Consider the following 18,705-nt stretch of genomic DNA (forward strand, 5'->3'; position numbering starts at 1 on the left):
ATGCGTTGGCCTCTGCTCATACCGCTCCTGCTCGGCTCGCCCCTTTGGGCGGCGGACTGGGATGTGCCCAACCGGGCGGGGGCCATCAATGAAATATTGGCGCAGGCGGCGGCTGGAGACACCCTCCGCCTGAGCCCCGGTGTTTACACCGAAACGCTTGTGCTGAACCGGCCCGTCACCATCGATGGGCTGGGACAAGCCACCATTGACGGCCAGGGCGCGGGAAGCGTCATCACCGTGACCGGACCGGGCGTGACCGTTCGTGGACTGACGGTGATCGGCTCGGGCTCAAGCCATGACGGGATCGACAGCGGCATCCAACTGACCAAAACGGCCAAAGCGCCGGTGGTCGAAGACAATGTGTTGTTGGGCAACCTTTATGGCGTCGACATTCACGGTGCCAAGGACAGCATCGTGCGTAGCAACCGGATCGAAGGTCGGCAGGACCGGCGGATGAATGACCGCGGCAATGGCGTCTACGTCTGGAACGCGCCGGGTGCGCGGGTTGAAGACAACGACATCCGGTACGGGCGCGACGGGATCTTTGTGAACTCGTCGAAAAAGAACACCTTCACTGGCAACCTGTTCCGCGACCTGCGGTTCGCCGTGCATTACATGTATGCGGACAATTCGGTCGTCAGCGACAATGTCTCGATCGGTAATGATCTCGGCTACGCGGTTATGTTCACCACAAACGTGACCGTGGCCAACAACGTGTCCATCGGTGACCGCGAACATGGCGTCATGCTGAACTACGCCAACAAGAGCGTCATCACAGGCAACGTGGTAAAAGGTGCCAAGGAAAAGTGCACCTTCCTGTATAATTCCAACAAGAACGAATTCACCGACAACTGGTTCCAGGGATGCGGCATCGGCATCCACTTTACCGCTGGCAGCGAACGCAACCGCATCGTTGGCAACTCTTTCATCGGGAACCGGACACAGGTGAAATACGTCTCGACCAAATGGGTTGAGTGGTCCGAAGACGGGCGCGGCAACTACTGGTCCGATTTCGCCGCATATGATGTGGATGGCAACGGCATCGCCGATACCCCCTATCGCCCCAACGACTCGATGGACCATGTGCTGTGGACCCAACCCTCAGCCAAACTGCTGCTCGGCTCCCCCGCCGTGCAGCTGGTGCGCTGGTCGCAATCTGCCTTCCCGGCCCTGTTGCCGGGCGGCGTGATGGACAGCAATCCATTGATGCAAGCCCCTGAACCCCCAGCTATGAAAAAGGTGCCTCATGACGGATAAGGCCCTAGTTATCGACCATGTCAGCAAGGACCGCGGAAAAACTCGCGTTCTTGACGATATCAACCTGTCTCTTGCCCCCGGACAGCGCGTGGCGCTGCTGGGCCATAACGGCGCGGGCAAGTCGACCCTGATCAAATCCATCCTCGGCCTGACGCCGATCCATGGCGGAGCCATTCGGATCGGAGACGCCACCCCCGGCAGCGAACAAGCGCGGCGCGAGACCGCGTATCTACCCGAGGCGGTGTCGTTTCATCCCGCTTTAACCGGACGGGAACAGCTAACACTGTTTGCGAAATTGTCGGGAACCAAAGCTGATGTGCCCGGCCTGCTGAACCGTGTCGGTCTCAGCGATGCGCTGGATCGCCGGATCGGAACGTATTCCAAAGGGATGCGGCAACGTCTGGGCTTGGCTCAAGTTCTGTTGGGTCAGCCGAAAGTGGCGCTGCTGGATGAGCCCACCTCGGGGCTAGACCCCATTTCGCGGCAAGACCTTTACGCCATCATTGACGAGTTGGCAGCGAAAGGTACCGCCGTCCTGATCGCATCCCACGCCCTGACCGAAGTTGAGGCGCGCACCGACCGCATTGCGATCATGCGCAAAGGCCGGATGGTGGCTGATGATACGTTGACCAACCTGTCGGCCCTAGCTGGTCTGCCGATCCGCCTGCGCGTGCGCGCCAGCACCAACCCAGAAGCCCTGGCCGCGGCATTGGGTGGCGACCGGATCAATGGCGCATCCGTTGAGTTGCTGTGTTCCCCAGATGACAAAATGGAGGCCCTGCGCCGGATCGCAGGAATGGGCGATGCCGTGGCGGATGTGGAAATGACCGCACCCAAGCTGGAAGACCTTTATCGCCACTACGCTCAGGAGGAGATGCAATGACCCGCTTCCTCGCCATTACCCGCACGGAGATGCTGATCCTGCGCCGCAACCGCTGGCTGCTGGTGGCCACCCTGATCATGGTGCTGTTCGCCTTGGCGCTAACCTTTGCAGGCAGCGCGCCTACCGGTACGCTGGGCGTCGATATGCTGACCGTCTCGGTTGCCTCGATGACTACGTTGTCAGTATATCTTGCCCCTTTACTGGCGTTGATGATCGCTTTTGATGCCATCGCAGGTGACGTGGACCGGGGCAGCTTATCGCTGCTGCTATCCTATCCGGCGGGGCGTGGAGAAATCTTGTTGGGCAAATTCACCGCCCATCTGGCCGCACTTGCCTTTGCCATGACCGTCGGCTTTGGCACCGCTGGTGCAGTGGCCGCATGGTTCGGCGGCGCGGGGCCAGAAAGCCTGATGGCATTGCTACGCCTAATCCTCACATCCATCCTGCTGGGCGCCGTATTTCTGGCGCTGGGTTACCTGCTGTCTGCCCTGGCTAGGGGCGCCACGGCAGCAGCAGGTTTGTCGGCCGGGCTCTGGCTGGTCTTTGTCGTCCTTTATGATCTGGGCTTGTTGGGAGCCGTCGTCATGGACAAGGGCGGCACCTTCACCCAATCCGTCTTTCCGTGGGTGATGGTAGCCAACCCGGCCGACGCATTCCGTTTGTGGAACATCGCCGCGACCGAAGGCGTTGCGATGGCATCCGGCATGACCGGAGCCGCGCAGGCGCTGCCCCTCTGGGCCGCTCCTGCCTCCCTGCTGATCTGGCCGGTATTGGGCTTTATCCTCGCCCGCGCCGCGTTTCGGAGGGTCGAGCCATGAAACGTCTTGCTTTGATCGCGTTTGTCGCGCTGGCGGCCTGCAAGGAAGAGATAGCAGAGGCCCCTGACCCAGTAGACCTGACCCCCGATGCGCTAAGCTTTTTCTGCCAGATGAACATCGCTGAACATGGTGGCCCCAAGGGTCAGATCCATCTGGAAGGCTACCCTACACCTCTGTTCTTCGCCCAAGTGCGCGACATGGTGGCTTACCTTAAAAGCCCCGAGCGTGATGCACCCATTGCAGCGGTCTATGTCAGCGATATGGGCGCCGCGCCCAACTGGCAACAGCCGGGTGTTTCCAACTGGATCGCCGCCGAGGGTGCGACCTTTGTGGTCGGAGCCAATGTTGCGGGCGGCATGGGCGCGCGCGAGGTGGTGCCCTTTGCAGACCCCGCTGCCGCTGAAACCTTTATTGGCCAGTACGGTGGCAATCTGCTGCCTCTGTCCGACATTCCCGACACCGAGGTTCTGGGCCCCGTTGATCTGGACCTGAAACTGGAGACCCCCTCATGACTGCCCTCTCCCGCCGCCGGTTTCTGACCATGTCCGCCGCTTGTGCCGCCTTTCCCGCGGGTGCTAAGTCTGCCCCTACGGCTCACTGGCACGGGGTCGCGCTGGGGGCCTCGGCCAGCTTGCGACTTGAGGGGCTGACGGACACACAGGCCGCGCCAATCATCACCGCGGTCGAAGCCGAAGTGAACCGGCTTGAGAACATCTTCAGCCTTTACCGACCGCAATCCGAACTCAGCCGCCTGAACCGCGACGGGCAACTGCCAGCCCCAGCCCCCGAACTGCTGAACGTCCTCAGCCTGTGTTCGGCCTTGCACGAGGCCACAGACGGCGTTTTCGATCCTTCAATTCAACCGCTCTGGTCCGCGCTGGCCAATGGGGCGACCGCGCAAGACGTCCATTCCGCCCGAAAATCCATTGGATGGTCTCGCGTTTTAATCGGGTCCGACATGATCCGCCTGCCCCAACCCGGTGTTTCAGCACTGACGCTGAACGGTATCGCACAAGGCGCCATTACCGACCGCATCGCGGCTTTGCTGGCCTCGCACGGTCTACGCGATGTATTGGTAAATATGGGGGAAATCGCCGCCCTTGGCCATCGCCAAGACGGGCAAGCCTGGCAAGTCGGACTGGCCGGACCCAGCAGAGAAGTTCTCAAATCCATCGAATTAAGCGATCGTGCCGTTGCAACCTCGGACGCAGGCAACCTCATGCTGACCAATGATCAAGGCCACATCCTGAACCCGCAAGACGAGGTAGCAACGAACCACATAGTATCGGTCTCAGCCCCCAGCGCAGCCATCGCCGACGGGCTGTCCACGGCCTTGTGCGCGTTGCCTGAAACGCGCGTTGACGCCGCGATCAGGTCATTCCCCGAGGCGCGCAAAGAAATGTACATCTGAAAAAACTTCGGTGGTCATCCTAGTAAGCGAGGCCATTGGCTTTCCAATAAGCCAAACCATCAATTGCCCACAACGGCTTACAACATAAGCCTTTGTTCCGACCGCATCTAAAAATGGTGGGTGGCGGAGACGAAGGGATTCGAACCCTCGAGACCCTTCCGGGCCTACTCCCTTAGCAGGGGAGCGCCTTCGACCACTCGGCCACGTCTCCGCTGGCGGGTATATCCTTGCCTGTCACCCGGATACAAGGCGATTTTCTATGCCTTGCTCACTTTTCTCAAATTCGTCGCAAAGGCACACGCAATCAGCGAAATTTCGACGCTTTTGAAGACGGATATAGGCAGTCGTAATTGCGCGAAGGAATTCTTCAAACTACTCAATATGACGCGCTCTAAACTGAAAACTTGCCAAATACACGGGCTATAAGGCATATTTGTATAGATTTATTAGCGTATAATTCAAAAATACGAATTTATTGAGGGGCAAACCGAGCGGTGGGCGCGATGCGCTCAGTACCTATCTGTGGGGGAAGGACGTTAGGTTGGCTTGGTTGAAATCGTTACTCGTTATTTGTTGTGTTTTGCTTCTGCCTTCGCAGGCCTTAGCCAACATAGGAAAAGTCATCGGCGTCGAACAAGGCGCTGAAATAACACGCGCAGGGAAATCGCAGCCGTTGCGCACAGGGATGGAAGTTGCATCTGGCGATTCCATATCCACCGACGGCAGCGGTCTGGTTCAGTTGGTTTTCGTCGATGAAACCAAGATCGCGATTGGCCCGAATGCTCGGATGACACTGGATGTGACAATGCTGCGCGGCAACAAAAAGGCCAAGAACTTCGCGGTTCAGGCCCTTGGCGGCAGCTTTCGCTTTATCTCTGGCAAAAGCAAAAAGCGCGCCTACTCGATTCAAACGCCCACTGCGACCATGGCCGTACGCGGAACGACTTTTGACATATGGGTCGCGCCCGGCGCGCAAAGCGCCATGCTGATTTTACAGGGCCGGGTAGAAATGTGTGGTCAGAACGGCATTTGCCAAGAGACCGGGCGCAAATGCAACCTTCTCGCCACCACACAGAGTGGACGTATCGGGCGCTCTGTCGATCAGGAAAGTTACGAACAAGCGGTGAAAGAAGGGTTCCCCTTTGTTCAGTCACAAGAGCAATTGCTGATTCCATTGCAAACAGATGTGACGGGCTGCGGCAGGGACGCCGTGCCACCTCTGCCGCAACGATCAGAGGTCCCTGCATCCGGCCCTGACTGGGGGCCGCGTGAAGTGCAAAGCGCTGGGGCCTCCGGGTCGTCCCCGTCAAACAGCGTCGGCGTCGGCAGCGGCAATGGCGGCAGCGTCGGCAGCAGCACTGGCAGCAGCAACGGCAGTGGCGGCAATGTCGGAAACGGTAGCGGCAGTGGCGATGGCAGTGGCGGCTCGATCGGCGGCGGTTCCGGCAGCGGCGGGCCAGGCAGCGGTGGCACGATTGGTGGTGGCGGAACAGGGGGATTTGGCGGCGGTAGCGGCAGTGGCACCACTGGCGGTAACGGCGGCAATAGCGGCGGTTGAGCAAACACAGGCCCCGCTGCATGACATCAGATCAGTCGTTGCCGCAGAAAAATGCGCACATCCCGTTCAGGTCCGTCCGGGCTGACCACGATATTCGGAGGCAAACGTGACCGGGAAGCCCAAAGAACGAACAGGGCGGCGGCGGGCCTTCCAGCTGGTCGGGCTGGGCCTGATCCTTTTCGGGTGCTTTATCCGGGTTCTCGATCCGTATCCGGTGCGGATGACGCGGCTGATCTATTTCGACATTCTGCAACGCATCTCACCACGCGAATACAACCCTGATCTGCCTGTCCGCGTTGTGGATATCGACGAACAGTCGCTGGCAAACTGGGGGCAATGGCCCTGGCCCCGAACCCTTTTGGCACAGATGGTCCAGAACCTGGGCGAATATGGGGCCGCCGCTATCGCCTTTGACATTTTGTTCGTCGAACCTGACAGGTTCTCGCCTGCGCGGTTGCTGGAAGAACCCTCGCTCTCTGGGGTGCTGTCAGTTGAGCGCCACGCCGAGAAGCTGGACCATGACGTGCTGTTCGGAATGGAGATCGCCAATTGGCCGGTTGTATTGGGCGCAGCTGCCCGGCAATCCAGCGACGGCAGACACGTCACGCCGATGGCCGGGATCATCGAAATAGGGGAATCGCCGACCTCAGGGCTGGTTACTGTTCCTTATTGGACCCCACCAGCCTCACCGCTGGATCGAACGGCAGCAGGCATCGGAGGGGTCAATGTCTCGCCCCTTGGCGGTATGGGCATCGTGCGCCGCGTGCCTATCTTGTGGGGCGGGCCGGATGGTGCGCTGCCGGGGCTGGGGATTGAGGCGCTAAGGGTTGCCATAGACGAACCCGTCATCATTGCCGAAGGCATGCCGGATGAGGCCGGTATCATGCTGGCGGTCGAGATTGGTCAATTCCGCCTGCCAACCACCGAAAACGGCGAGGTCTGGGTCAGGTACAGGCGCGATAACCCGGACCTGTATCTGTCAGCTGATGATATCATGCAGCCACAGGACAATCCCGATCTGCGCGCCGAAATCGAAGGGCGGATCATTCTGGTCGGCACGTCGGCCGCCGGATTATTTGACATGCACCAGACACCTTTGGGTGAATCTGTTCCGGGCGTGTCGATCCATGCGCAAATTCTTGAACAGGTCCTGACCGACGAAATGCTAAGTCGCTCGGATGTGACGTCGGCGCTCGAACTGCTGTCTTTCGTCATTCTTGGCGTAGTGGTCACGGCCGTCATGGCGCGGTTCGGGGCGGTTGCGTCATTTGTTGCAGGTGGCGTTGCTGCGGCGGTTGTCCTTGGCATCAGTTGGCTGGCATTCCAGCACCAGTTGGTTCTGTTCGACGTTACCTTTCCGCTGATGGGGGGCATGGCTAATTTCGGCCTGCTGGCGGGCTATCTGTTCATCTCGACCGAGCGCGAAAAACGTGTGATCCGACAGATCTTTTCCCACTATGTCGCGCCCGAGATTCTGGACGAAATTGAGGTGTCGGGTCATCAGCTTCAACTGGGCGGTGAAACACAAGAGATCACCGTCATGTTCTCGGATATACGGGGCTTTACGCCTTTATCCGAGTCAGTTTCGGCCACCGATCTCGTCACCTTGCTGAATCAACTGTTTTCTCAGATCGGCGACCAGATTTTGCTGGAACGGGGCACCATAGACAAATTCATCGGCGATGCGGTAATGGCGTTTTGGAACGCCCCCCTGCCGGTCGAAGATCACCCGTGCCGTGCCGCAAAGGCGGCGTTGTTGATGCGACGGGCGCTGGTAGAGTTCAACGCCTCGGACGTCATGCAGGGGCGGCCGCCAATTGCGCTGGCGACCGGTTGCGCCACGGGTCGGGCCTGCGTCGGTAATATCGGGTCAAAGCGCAGGTTCAACTATACCGTCATCGGGGATGTGGTGAACGTCGCCGCACGGATCGAACAAAGCTGCCGCCATGTGGACTATGACATCGTTGTCTCAAGTTCGGTGTATGAGAAAACGCGGCACGAAATGGCGATGCTTGAGGCCGGGTATGTCGACCTTAAGGGACGAACTGACCTGGAACCCGTTTTCGTGCTGGTTGGCAATCAAGACGTACTGGAAACCCCTGAATTTCAGAAATTGGAAACAACCCACCAAAGGCTGATCGCGGCTATTCGGGACCGGCACCCTCAGGATCGGATTGAACGAATATGCGAGGATTGCATCGAACAAGCCCACCATATCGAACCCGGATTGATGAAGTTCTATTACGCGCTGTCCGGCAGGGCCGCCGATTTCCGGTCGGATTTCCAATCCAATCAGTTGATCTTCAGCCACCAAAGGCGCGCCCGAAAACCATCAGCCTGAGCAATTTGAATGGAAAGGCTATGCCAATTCCGCCAGCGCCGTATCAATGCGTGTCAGCATCGGAGATCGCCCTGCAGACTCGACGATGACGCGGGCCCGGCTTAGATGCTCGATAGCCTGCGCCTTGTTTTTTTTCGCCTTGTACAGCAGCCCCATGATCATATCGCAGCGCGCGATATAGTGGCCCTTTTGGTCGAACTGAGGGTTCTTGCGCACCTGCTCGACCATCGCGATCAGACGTTTTTTGCCAAACAGCATAACCCAAAGGATCGAACGGAAATTTCGAAACAGAACCCGCAGCGAACCGCCGCCTTCACCAGTTAGGACGGCCAGGTACATCTCACACAGAAACAGACGGGCCCAGTCAGCGGATATCTGAGTGCCCTCGTCGGTACGTTTCTGAATGGCGCATTCAATCTGGCGCAACCCGTCCGTGATCCGACCGTTCAGCGCATAGGCCACCGCCAGCATCGCCGCGGGCCCGAAGGTGAAAAGGGTCCAACCCTTTTCGTTGCAGGCCTTGATGTGGTTTTGAACCACCTCAGTCGCCCCTGGCATTTCCAGCGGCACCATGGCCCCTACTCTGGCTGCTTCGGCTATGGCCAACTCAAATTCGACCTTTGATGCTTTGCGCGCCTTCTCAGCCATTTGAAGCGCCAGTTCGTGATCATCGGTGACCATCGCGATCAGCGCCTTCATGGCGGTTCCATAGCCCAGCGCACGCGGGTCGCTTTTGGCTTTTCCCAAGGCGATCATCCGATCTGATGCGGCATGCGCCCGCGCCACCCGCCCCCGTGTCAGTTCGTTCCACCCAACAGTGGCCTGATAAAAATTGTGGATATAGGCGTCGTCGATCTGTTCCAGCACAGCCTCGACTTCGCGTTTTCGCGCCTCGAAACGGTCATTGTCGATCGGCGCGTGATAGATTGAGACCGAAAGCTCATTCACCATGGCATACGCCTTAGAGGCCGGATCATTCAGACGACCGGCCATGTCTGTCAGCTCCTGCTGAACCCAATGCGCCTCGTGATACTTGCCGTTGCAAACCAGACAAGAGACATAGTGGTGCAGGAACAACGCGTGATCCTGACTGTCACCAGCCTTTTGCAGGATCGGACGAACTGTCCCGGCCAGTTCGATAATCTTTTTGACCCGCAGTGAGATATTGGAACACAGCGCGAAACGGGCCATGAATCCGGCAAATTCTGCATCTGTGGCGCAACTTGGGTCGTTTTGGTACAGCTCAAGAGCGTCCACAAAGTACCGGTTGGCTTCGTCCAGTGAATAAACGCCGAGGCATTTATCACCAGCCATGGCACTGTAGTGAAACGCCTGATCTGCCCGATCCGTCTGTCTATAGTGAAAGGCCAGCACCTCGGCGGACTCGTGCAACCGGTTGGCGTTGCGCATCATTAACGCCTCGGCAATGGCAAGATGCAGGTCGGACCGGCGGGACAGAACCAGGCTTTGATAGACCGAATCCCGCAGCAGAACATGTTTGAAGATGTAATCCGACGAATTCGGCTCGCGGTACAGCACATCCTGCGCTTGCAGCCGTTGTAGGGTGGCGCCGGTTGACTTGGTCGTCTCGGTGATCTGGGACAACAGACCGGGATCAAAACGCCGACCAATCACGGCTGCAGCCTGCAGCAAGGCGCGATCTTCGGGATCAAGCCGTTCAATTCTGGCTGTCAAAAGGCTGCGCATGGTGACGGGCAGCCCGCTGTCGCTGATATCCGCTTCGACATGGGCGCGGCCATTTTCGACGCGCAAAACTCCCTGATCCAGCAGAAAGCCCAAGATTTCTTCGCCAAACAGTGGATTACCGCCGGCACGGTCAGCCAGCTGTTCGGCCAACCCATCGGGCAGAGCGTCCACCCCAAGACGGTTTTGTGCTAGAGCGGCAAGGTCTTCGACCCTCAGCGGGCGAAGCACCACGGTTGTCACCCCGGCCATGTTTTGCCAATCCGGCGTATATTCGGGTCGCCGTGTCTGGATGATCAGCAGGTCCGACAGGCCCGGAACCTCGATCATATTCGCCAGCAAATCCTTTGACGCGCAGTCGATCCAATGTCCATCTTCGATCAGTAAAACAACCTGGCCCCGCGCGCATTTCAGACGCAGCAGTTCGGTCAGCAACTCGCGAATACGCAGACCGATCAGAACACCGTCGAGACCGTCCAGAACCCCCTCGGGCGGTGTGAGACCCAGAAAATTCATCATTAACCCAAGGTTCTGTTGCGTGAACAGCCCGGATTTTTTTAACCCGGCCTCAAGCTTGGCCCGAACCCGCAGCGGGTTGTCGGCATCGGTGATGAGAAATGAATTTCGCGTGATTTCCAGGAAGGGCAGAAACGGAACCTGCTGGCCATCTGCAAAGCAGTTTCCCGTCAGGACCGACACCTCGTCCGCAGGTAGGCGATGAAGAAACTCGAAAACCAGCCGCGTTTTGCCCAACCCCGGCTCGGCAACCAGGTCAATCACGGACCGGGTGTCTTTCGCCCGCTCCAGCGCGGTGGAGATCATGCTTAGTTCATCTGTTCGGCCAACATAGCCGCTCAACCCTTGCGCCACTGATGCGTCGAACCGGGTTGCGTCGGGGTGAACGGCCTGCAACTGCCACAGCTTTTGCGGCGCGGACAAACCCTTGATCTGATGTTCGCCGAAAAAGCCAAGCTCGGTCACCCATTCGACCAGCCCCCGTGTGGTGTCGCAGATCAGGCTTCCACCCGACGGAGCAAGATTTTCAAGCCGCGCGGCCAGATTCACTGTGCTGCCCACAGCAGTCGTCGGGCCGCTCTCGCCCTGGACAGCCGCCATCAGAACCGTACCGGAACTGATCCCCACGCGCACCTTCGGGCGCACGCCGAAACGCGCTTCGATATCCGCGGCGGACGCTTCGAATGCCGCATGGATCGCCATAGCGGCCCGGCAGGCCCGCAGTGCTGTATCTTCGGTCGCGTCGGGAATGCCGAACAGCGCCATTATGCTGTCGCCAGCAAAATCGCGCACCGTTCCACCGTGGGCCTCGACCGCCCGAACCAGCGTATCGTAGGTCAGCCGAACAAAGCCCAACGCCTGTTCTTCCCCAAGCGATGCAACAATCGCAGTATAGCCGACCATATCGGCAAACAGCACCGTGACCTGACGCCGTTGCTCGCTATCTGCTTGTTCCCGCTTAGGTTTATCCGCAATCTTCCCCATACCTGAAAAGGTGTACTACAGCCAATCCAGGCTCGCCAGTATTTGCAGATGAATTGCCGCAAAGGCTTATTCAAATAGCAGTGAAAATGTCACGCCCAAAGCCGGGTGCGACCATAGTCGGCGACACCTGTCTGTTTCAGACAGTTTCCGCCCACAGATCATCTGCCTGAGGGATGCTGCAGACCCCAAGATACCGACGAACCGTCTCACTCATTCCAAAGTTCAGAGCATCGCAAAACAACGCGTGCCCGATGGACACTTCGGCAATCGACGGGATCCGAGCGATCAGTTTGCGCGTGCCACTGACCGTCAGATCGTGGCCCGCATTGACCTTGAGCCCTTGCGCCGCAGCCGCGGTCGCTGCAGCGGCCAGACGGTCAAGTTCCTGCGCCTCGGCCACTGGGTCGTCATAAGATCCGCCGAACGGGCCGGTGTAAAGTTCAACCCGATCTGTTCCGGTCATCGCCGCATGGGGCATGTGCGCTGCCTCGGGATCGCAGAACAGCGACACGCGGTGACCGTTCGCCTGTAACCCGGCAACCACATCCGCAAGCATCGCGCCCTGTGCCGGGAAATCCCAACCATGATCACTTGTCGCCTGACCCGGATCATCGGGAACCAACGTCACCTGGTCCGCGCGCACCTGCTGAACCAGCGACAGAAACCGTTCATCTGGATAGCCTTCGACATTCAATTCCCGGTCTGGAAATTCCGCGTCAAGCATAGAGCGTAGCCCGCGCACATCATCGGGCCGGGTGTGGCGCTCATCCGGGCGGGGGTGCACCGTCACGCCCGCCGCGCCCGCGTTCAAGGCGATCCTTGCCAGACCTATCAAATCCGGCCAGGGGTGCTCACGCCTGTTGCGCAGCAGGGCGGCAACATTCAGATTTACCGAAAGGTCCGTCATCACCCTGCCCTACAGCCGAAAGGATTGCACATGTTCGGGCGTCGGCACGCCATCGATGTTTCGGGGATCAGGAATAGGATCACCAACCGACGTGTGAACGGGAATGACCCCGGCCCAGATGGGCAGATCATAATCCTCTTCCTCGTCATTTGGACCGCCCGTGCGGACCTTGGCGCTACCTTCCGATATATCCATGCCCAGCACCATTGTTGCCTTCAGATCCTGCGCGTGATCGGGCCGCAGGCTTTCATATCGCCCCGGGAACAGGCCGTTCACAAACCTGCCTAGCTTGTCCAGCTTTTCTGCCGGGTCTTCAACCTTGACCGCGGTGCCAAACAACGTGACCGACCGCGAATTAACGGAATGATGCATACCGGACCGAGCTAGGACAAACCCGTCAAGAATTGCGACCGAGAGACAAACCTGCGCATCGCGAGAATTGCGCAGCGCACGACTGGCCGAGGACCCGTGCCAATAGATGCGATTGCCCTCTCGCCATTGCAACGTCGGAGTGACAAAGGGCTTGCCATCAATCACATAACCCACGCTGCACATGGGTTGCGCGTCCAGGATACTGTTGATGGTGGCACGGTCGAAATGCCCCCGCTCATGGGATCGACGCAGGCGGGATTTGTCGGTGATGTTCAAAGTCTCATTCATGGTCATAGCTCGGGTTTGATCTTGCTATGACTGTAGTGCCCGGGTATTGGATGTTTTCAAATGTCCAATTTTAAAACTTTTCCTAAGGCCAATTTGAATCGAGATCTTTTTGCGATCTCGTTGGATGCATCGCTGAAGACCTCGCTTCAGGCGCAACTGCTTGAGGCGCTGCGCGGTCTCATATCTAAGTCCTCTGACCTGGTCGGGACGCGGCTGCCAGCCAGCCGCACACTGGCATCCGAGTTGTCGATATCCAGAACAACGGTTCAGGCGGTTTATGACCAGATGATCAGCGAAGGGTATCTGGTCACCCGGCAAGGCAGCGGCACATTTGTGGCCAGCGAGATCACCCACCTGTCGCAACCGCAGCCCATCCCCCGCCCGGCGGGTCCAGAGACCCAGAAATGGCTGCCCTTTCAAACCGGTCTGCCGGATCAATCCCAGCTGCCGCACAAACAATGGGCACGCCACCTTGAACGCGCATGGCGCAACCCAACACCCGAGCTTTTGGCGCGAGCGGACCCTTTGGGTTGGTATCCGCTGCGCGCGGCCATCTCGGACCACGTTGCCGCGTGGCGACACTTGTCCTGTGATCCGGGGCAGATTGTGATCACCTCAGGCGCGCGCGAAGCCTTCGAGTTGATATTCCACGGGCTGCTTGGTGCGGGCAAACAGGTGGCGATCGAAGACCCATGCTGGCCGAAACTTCACACGATTCTGAGGGATACAGGAAACTTAGCCTGCCCAGTGCGTATCGATCAGGACGGGCTGGATGTGACACGCCTTCCAGACAAGGTCCATGCCACTATCGTCACGCCTTCGCGGCATTATCCAACAGGGGTCAGCCTGCCCTTGCCCCGCCGGGTCACCTTGCTGGATTGGGCCAGACAGACCGGTGCGGTGGTGATCGAGGACGACTACGACAGCGAATTCCGCTTTCGGGGGCAACCTCTGCCATCGCTTTCGGGGTTGGATGGCCTCAATAACACGATCTACCTTGGCAGCTTTTCAAAACTCGTCAGCCCGGCACTGAGGATCGGGTATCTGGTTGTGCCCAAACGCATGCTGCAAAGCACGCGGACCTATCTTGATCGTGTGGGACCACGCGCCTCGCTGATCCCGCAACCCGCCTTGGCGACATTCATGAACAGTGGTGAATTCGCTATGCATTTACGACGCATGCGACGCGTTTATGCGCGACGTCAGAGCCATCTGCTCACCGCGCTCGCCCCCGCCTGTGACCTACTGGAGCTTCAGCCGGACTCGTCGGGCATGCATCTTTGCGTTGCACTTCGAGCGGCACTTGCAGACAGAATGTCCGACATTGAAATCAGCCAGCGGGCCGGGGAAAACGGACTGCGCATCAGCGCGCTGTCTGACCAATGTGTGTTGCCGCAAAAGATGCAGGGCTTACTGCTGGGGTACGCGGCGTTTGACGAAGATACACTTTCGGACGCGGCGGATCGGTTGGTTTCTCTTATACAGCTCCCACTTTGAAGCAAGCCATGCTGCCTACTGGATAATGGTCAAAAAGTTTTTCACACGTGAAGCACACAACATGATATCGTCAAATTAGAATATATATTCTCGGTATTTCACACGCTGAATCCACGAACTCTGTGAATGGGGAGGTTCACATGCTTCGACTGTCTGTCTGCTTACTTACTTTAGTCTCTGTCCCGGCAAGCGCTATTGCCGATGCCGTTCCCACCAAGGAAGCCGCCGAGGGAACCTTTGCCGAGCGTCCCTTTTCACCCTACGCCAACCGCACTTTCCCAGAGCGCCCGCTTTGGGGCGACACGCATCTGCATACGGGGCTGTCACTAGATGCGGGCGCATTCGGCAACACGCTGCTGCCTGACGACGCATGGCGATTTGCCAAAGGCGAGCAGGTGATTTCCTCCACCGGGCAACCAGTCAGACTGGCCAGACCGCTGGATTGGATGGTGCTGACCGATCATACTGACCTGATGGGTTTCGCGCCCGATCTGCAGGCGGGCAAACCCGGTGTGATCTCAGACCCGAAGGGCTTGGAATGGTACGAAGGATACAAGGCCGGTGGCGAAGAAGCTGGTAAAGCAGCCTTCGATATCATCACAAATTTTTCTCAGATGACGTTGCCGGAGATTTTGCTGGAGTCCTACAGCCCGGGGGCCGATGCCTTTGCGTTCACCTGGGAACATATCGTCCTGGCCGCGGAACGGCACAACGATCCCGGTCAATTCACCGCGTTTATCGGTTTCGAATGGACCTCGGTGCCCAAGGGCTTCAACCTGCACCGGAATGTTATGTTGCGCGACGGACCAATCCGCGCGTTGCAGGTTGTTCCGCCGGTAACACAGCCACCCTACGGCAACACCGATCCCAAGGCGCTTTACTCTTGGCTGGAGGATTACGAAGCCAAAACCGGCGGCCGGGCGGTGGCTTTCGCCCACAACGGCAACTTATCAAACGGCTGGATGTTCCCAACCGAAGACACGTATCACGGTGGCCAGGTTGACGAAGAATACGTCCAGAACCGCGCAAGGTGGGAGCCTCACTACGAGGTCACCCAAATCAAAGGAGACGGCGAGGCCCACCCGTATCTCAGCCCGGATGATCCCTTTGCCGACTATGAGAACTGGGATATTGGCAACCTCGATATCACCGAATTGAAAACCGAGGATATGCTGGCGGGCGAGTATGCGCGCGAAGCCCTCAAGCGCGGCCTGATGCTTGAAGAAAAGTTCGGCGTGAACCCCTATAAATTCGGCATGGGCGGCGCGACTGACAGCCATACTTCGCTGGCAACCGCCGAAGAAGACAACTTTTTTGGCAAATCTGTAAGTGTGGAACCGTCGCCCACCCGGATACAACATCCCTTTATTGCCAATGAGCTGGGCGAGATACCGGGCGATCTGCTGGTCGCTTCGGGCTACACTGCCGTTTGGGCCACCGACAACACACGCTCAGCCATTTTCGATGCGTTCAAGCGCCGCGAAACCTATGCGACCACCGGCCCTCGGATCGGTTTGCGTTTCTTTGGAGGCTGGGCGTTTGACGAGGGCGACCTTGAGACGCGCTTTCTGGCGGATGTCGGTTACACGAAAGGCGTACCCATGGGTGGTGACCTACGCCCGCGCGAAGGGGATGGCGCACCGAATTTCCTGATTGGTGCCTTGCGCGACCCGATCGGTGCAAATCTGGATCGGGTTCAGGTCGTCAAAGGATGGCTGGATGCAGACGGGGCGATGCAGGAAAAGGTTTATAATGTCGCCTGGTCTGATGATCGGTCACAGGATGCAGATGGCAACCTACCCGAGGTCGGTAATACTGTGGATGTGGAAACCGCGAGCTGGAGCAATACCATCGGCGCGTCCGAGTTGATCACTGTTTGGTCCGACCCGGATTTCGACCCGAATGAACGGGCCTTTTATTACGTCAGGGTTCTGGAAATCCCCACCCCGCGTTGGTTGCTATACGACAAGTTGCGGTTTGGCATTGATCTGCCGGAAGACGCACAACTGATACATCAGGAACGCGCCTATTCCTCACCGATTTGGTACACTCCGGGGTGAATGGCCTTTTTCGAAGAACCACCACTGCGTTGGAATATAAGCGTAATTATTCTGCAGTCTGTTTGACTTATCCAAGGACCCGCCACTACTATTAAGGCGGGTCTGAAAGCGTCTTCGGAACTAAGCATGCATATTTTGAAAGAACCCCTGCTCCACTTTATTCTGATCGGAGCCGCCATCTTTGGCTGGTTTGCCATTGTGGGCCCAAAGGACGAAAGCGCTGAACGGGGTGATGCAATTGTTATCGACGACGCTGATGTCACGCTTTTGGTCACCCGCTTTGAAACAACCTGGAAACGCCCGCCCAATGACGCAGAGTTGCAGGTGCTGATCGACGCCCTGGTGCGCGAGGAAATCTTGGTGCGCGAGGCGCGCAACCTGGGGTTGGATCGCGGGGATCAGGTAATCCGGGCACGGTTGGCACAAAAGATGGATTTCCTGTCGGATGCAATCGCCGCCTCGGTAGACCCCGAAGATGCAGTGCTTGAAACTTATGTCGCAGCAAACTCGGCACGTTTTACTAAACCTTGGCAGATTGCATTCGATCAGGTGTATCTGGGCGATCAGCCGGTGCCCGAGGATGTGGACACCGCGCTTACCGCACTAACAGCGGGCAGGGAATGGTCAGAGTTTGGTGTGCGATCCCTGATGCCTCGATCAATGCCGCTGTCGCCCCCCGGCGCCGTCGATGCCGCATTTGGCCCGGGGTTTTCGGCTGCGCTTGTCCCTTTAGAACCGGGCGTCTGGGCTGGGCCGATTCAATCGGGATATGGGATGCATCTGGTCCGTGTAACCGAAACGCGCCCCGAATATCTGCCGCCTCTTACGGACATTCGCGATGCGGTTCTGATAGCATGGCGTCGGGACACGGCCGAGGAACTGGCGCAGGCGCAATACGAAACCCTTGCCGCGCAGTACCGGGTTGAAACACCGGGGTCCGGTGAATGAGGGCCCTGTTTTGCTTGATATTAGCGATCTGGTTGGCCTGCACCCCAAAGACCGGCAATGCACACGCGCTTGACCCCGGATATCTGGACCTTCGCCAATTGACGCCAGGCACCTGGCAAGTGATGTGGCGCATACCAGATGTGAACGGCCAACCCATGAGGATTGACGCGATCCTGCCCGAAGCTTGCACCCCATCGCACGGTCCACCGCCGATCTTCGACTCGGTTGCTTGGGTGTCCTCTTGGGTTGCAGAGTGCGGGGCTGAGATCGAAGGACAAACAGTCACAATCCGGGGCCTCGAACGACAAAACAACGATGTCCTTCTGCGCGTTCAGCCACTGGAATCTGCGATTGCCACCCTCCGGTTCACACCTGAAGAGCCGGCCCTGACTTTGCCAATAGATCCGACCACATGGTCCGTTTTCATCAGCTATTTCTGGCTTGGCTTCGAGCATATCCTGGAAGGGTGGGACCACCTTCTGTTTGTTTTCGCCTTGTTCATTCTGGTGCGTAATCCTTGGCGGCTGGTCGGCGCAGTGACAGCCTTTACAGTCGCGCATTCGATCACGCTGGCATTGGCAACGCTGGGGGTGCTGCACGTTCCTGCCGCCCCGGTCGAAGCGGTGATTGCCCTGTCGATCGTTTTCCTGGCCCTGGAAATTCTCAAACACAAAGAAGGGCAGATCAGACTGTCCGAGCAATACCCATGGATTGTCTGCTTTTGTTTTGGTCTGCTACACGGGCTGGGTTTTGCCGGTGCCCTGTCCGAGATCGGCCTGCCCTCTCAGGATATCCCAGCTGCACTTCTGGCCTTTAACCTTGGGGTCGAGGCCGGACAACTTACCTTTATTGCGGGCCTGTCAGTAGGAATGTTTCTGTGGCGTCAGGTGGCGCGCTTTAATCCACTACGACTGAGCGGGGTTACCCGACCAATCACTGGCTATGTCATCGGCAGCGTGTCGGTCTATTGGCTGGTCGAGCGTGTCAGTGGGTTTTAGGCTTTTGGTCCCAGAGGCTGAGGTCTATTTGGTTTTCCGGCATTGAAGCTTTGTTTTGGATGAGGTTATTGCCTCTCACCCCATTGTTTTATGGTTCTGACGGGTTGAGTGTGTTAAGCGATTGATCTTGGGGATCAATTGTAGTGTGACCGGGCTGTTCTGA

14 protein-coding genes and 1 tRNA gene are annotated in these 18,705 nt (G+C 58.1%); 11 read left to right on the forward strand and 4 right to left on the reverse strand.

The features are described from left to right. Genes ACR0M2_RS10255 through ACR0M2_RS10275 form a run of 5 tightly spaced genes read left to right on the forward strand, consistent with a single transcriptional unit; the run spans nt 1 to nt 4,369 of the window. On the forward strand, nt 1-1,257 hold the full coding sequence (locus ACR0M2_RS10255) for a nitrous oxide reductase family maturation protein NosD (RefSeq protein ID WP_480704931.1): 1,257 nt from the start codon (nt 1-3) through the stop codon (nt 1,255-1,257). Continuing rightward, nucleotides 1,247-2,140 carry an ABC transporter ATP-binding protein gene (locus ACR0M2_RS10260; RefSeq protein ID WP_480704933.1) on the forward strand — a complete coding sequence of 298 codons (894 nt, stop codon included), beginning with the start codon at nt 1,247-1,249 and terminating at the stop codon, nt 2,138-2,140. Before ACR0M2_RS10255 ends, ACR0M2_RS10260 begins: the two co-directional genes overlap by 11 nt. Further along, nucleotides 2,137-2,958, forward strand: a complete 822-nt coding sequence (locus ACR0M2_RS10265) for an ABC transporter permease (RefSeq protein ID WP_480704934.1) — start codon at nt 2,137-2,139, stop codon at nt 2,956-2,958. Before ACR0M2_RS10260 ends, ACR0M2_RS10265 begins: the two co-directional genes overlap by 4 nt. Beyond that, the gene (locus tag ACR0M2_RS10270; protein WP_170359388.1) at nt 2,955-3,470 is read left to right on the forward strand and encodes a nitrous oxide reductase accessory protein NosL; all 516 of its coding nucleotides are present in this window, start codon (nt 2,955-2,957) and stop codon (nt 3,468-3,470) included. The genes ACR0M2_RS10265 and ACR0M2_RS10270 overlap by 4 nt, the downstream gene beginning before the upstream one ends. Then, nucleotides 3,467-4,369 carry an FAD:protein FMN transferase gene (locus ACR0M2_RS10275; protein WP_170359386.1) on the forward strand — a complete coding sequence of 301 codons (903 nt, stop codon included), beginning with the start codon at nt 3,467-3,469 and terminating at the stop codon, nt 4,367-4,369. The genes ACR0M2_RS10270 and ACR0M2_RS10275 overlap by 4 nt, the downstream gene beginning before the upstream one ends. A 121-nt stretch (nt 4,370-4,490) precedes the next feature. On the opposite strand, the gene ACR0M2_RS10280 is transcribed toward ACR0M2_RS10275, so the two are convergent. Then, a tRNA-Ser gene (locus ACR0M2_RS10280) sits at nt 4,491-4,580 on the reverse strand. A 474-nt stretch (nt 4,581-5,054) separates the two neighbouring features. Here ACR0M2_RS10280 and ACR0M2_RS10285 point away from each other — a divergent pair. Both ACR0M2_RS10285 and ACR0M2_RS10290 read left to right on the forward strand, forming a co-directional pair. Beyond that, nucleotides 5,055-5,927 (forward strand): FecR family protein, encoded by an 873-nt coding sequence (locus tag ACR0M2_RS10285; protein WP_170359384.1) that lies wholly within the window; start codon nt 5,055-5,057, stop codon nt 5,925-5,927. A 106-nt stretch (nt 5,928-6,033) separates the two neighbouring features. Next, nucleotides 6,034-8,268 carry a CHASE2 domain-containing protein gene (locus tag ACR0M2_RS10290; RefSeq protein WP_480647817.1) on the forward strand — a complete coding sequence of 745 codons (2,235 nt, stop codon included), beginning with the start codon at nt 6,034-6,036 and terminating at the stop codon, nt 8,266-8,268. 18 nt (nt 8,269-8,286) lie between these two features. On the opposite strand, the gene ACR0M2_RS10295 is transcribed toward ACR0M2_RS10290, so the two are convergent. The 3 genes from ACR0M2_RS10295 to ACR0M2_RS10305 all read right to left on the reverse strand — a co-directional run bounded on the left by ACR0M2_RS10295 (nt 8,287) and on the right by ACR0M2_RS10305 (nt 13,039). Next, the gene (locus tag ACR0M2_RS10295; RefSeq protein ID WP_480704936.1) at nt 8,287-11,472 is read right to left on the reverse strand and encodes an ATP-binding protein; all 3,186 of its coding nucleotides are present in this window, start codon (nt 11,470-11,472) and stop codon (nt 8,287-8,289) included. 136 nt (nt 11,473-11,608) lie between these two features. Next, nucleotides 11,609-12,379 (reverse strand): pyridoxine 5'-phosphate synthase, encoded by a 771-nt coding sequence (locus tag ACR0M2_RS10300; RefSeq protein ID WP_480704938.1) that lies wholly within the window; start codon nt 12,377-12,379, stop codon nt 11,609-11,611. 9 nt (nt 12,380-12,388) lie between these two features. Beyond that, nucleotides 12,389-13,039, reverse strand: a complete 651-nt coding sequence (locus ACR0M2_RS10305; RefSeq protein WP_480704940.1) for a pyridoxamine 5'-phosphate oxidase family protein — start codon at nt 13,037-13,039, stop codon at nt 12,389-12,391. Between the two features lie 93 nt (nt 13,040-13,132). Between ACR0M2_RS10305 and pdxR the strand changes: the two genes are divergently transcribed. The 4 genes from pdxR to ACR0M2_RS10325 all read left to right on the forward strand — a co-directional run bounded on the left by pdxR (nt 13,133) and on the right by ACR0M2_RS10325 (nt 18,542). After that, a complete protein-coding gene (gene pdxR, locus ACR0M2_RS10310; RefSeq protein ID WP_480704942.1) occupies nt 13,133-14,536 on the forward strand; it encodes a MocR-like pyridoxine biosynthesis transcription factor PdxR in 1,404 nt (467 codons plus the stop codon). A gap of 140 nt (nt 14,537-14,676) precedes the next feature. Then, the gene (locus ACR0M2_RS10315) at nt 14,677-16,596 is read left to right on the forward strand and encodes a DUF3604 domain-containing protein (protein ID WP_170359372.1); all 1,920 of its coding nucleotides are present in this window, start codon (nt 14,677-14,679) and stop codon (nt 16,594-16,596) included. 126 nt (nt 16,597-16,722) lie between these two features. Beyond that, nucleotides 16,723-17,544: a peptidyl-prolyl cis-trans isomerase gene (locus ACR0M2_RS10320; RefSeq protein WP_480704944.1), complete on the forward strand. Its 822-nt coding sequence runs from the start codon at nt 16,723-16,725 to the stop codon at nt 17,542-17,544. After that, nucleotides 17,541-18,542 carry a HupE/UreJ family protein gene (locus tag ACR0M2_RS10325; protein WP_480704945.1) on the forward strand — a complete coding sequence of 334 codons (1,002 nt, stop codon included), beginning with the start codon at nt 17,541-17,543 and terminating at the stop codon, nt 18,540-18,542. Before ACR0M2_RS10320 ends, ACR0M2_RS10325 begins: the two co-directional genes overlap by 4 nt. The last annotated feature ends 163 nt before the right edge of the window (nt 18,543-18,705 follow it).

This window comes from Ruegeria sp. BE10 (genome assembly GCF_056538905.1).

Bases quoted from the DNA above. Each gene is read 5' to 3' on its own strand.
- ACR0M2_RS10285 (WP_170359384.1), top strand. From the start codon at position 5,055: ATGGAAGTTGCATCTGGCGATTCCATATCCACCGACGGCAGCGGTCTG.
- ACR0M2_RS10325 (WP_480704945.1), top strand. From the start codon at position 17,541: ATGAGGGCCCTGTTTTGCTTGATATTAGCGATCTGGTTGGCCTGCACC.
- ACR0M2_RS10305 (WP_480704940.1), bottom strand. From the start codon at position 13,039: ATGAATGAGACTTTGAACATCACCGACAAATCCCGCCTGCGTCGATCC.
- ACR0M2_RS10270 (WP_170359388.1), top strand. From the start codon at position 2,955: ATGAAACGTCTTGCTTTGATCGCGTTTGTCGCGCTGGCGGCCTGCAAG.
- ACR0M2_RS10295 (WP_480704936.1), bottom strand. From the start codon at position 11,472: ATGGGGAAGATTGCGGATAAACCTAAGCGGGAACAAGCAGATAGCGAG.
- ACR0M2_RS10275 (WP_170359386.1), top strand. From the start codon at position 3,467: ATGACTGCCCTCTCCCGCCGCCGGTTTCTGACCATGTCCGCCGCTTGT.
- ACR0M2_RS10265 (WP_480704934.1), top strand. From the start codon at position 2,137: ATGACCCGCTTCCTCGCCATTACCCGCACGGAGATGCTGATCCTGCGC.
- ACR0M2_RS10315 (WP_170359372.1), top strand. From the start codon at position 14,677: ATGCTTCGACTGTCTGTCTGCTTACTTACTTTAGTCTCTGTCCCGGCA.
- ACR0M2_RS10300 (WP_480704938.1), bottom strand. From the start codon at position 12,379: ATGACGGACCTTTCGGTAAATCTGAATGTTGCCGCCCTGCTGCGCAAC.
- ACR0M2_RS10320 (WP_480704944.1), top strand. From the start codon at position 16,723: ATGCATATTTTGAAAGAACCCCTGCTCCACTTTATTCTGATCGGAGCC.
- ACR0M2_RS10255 (WP_480704931.1), top strand. From the start codon at position 1: ATGCGTTGGCCTCTGCTCATACCGCTCCTGCTCGGCTCGCCCCTTTGG.
- ACR0M2_RS10260 (WP_480704933.1), top strand. From the start codon at position 1,247: ATGACGGATAAGGCCCTAGTTATCGACCATGTCAGCAAGGACCGCGGA.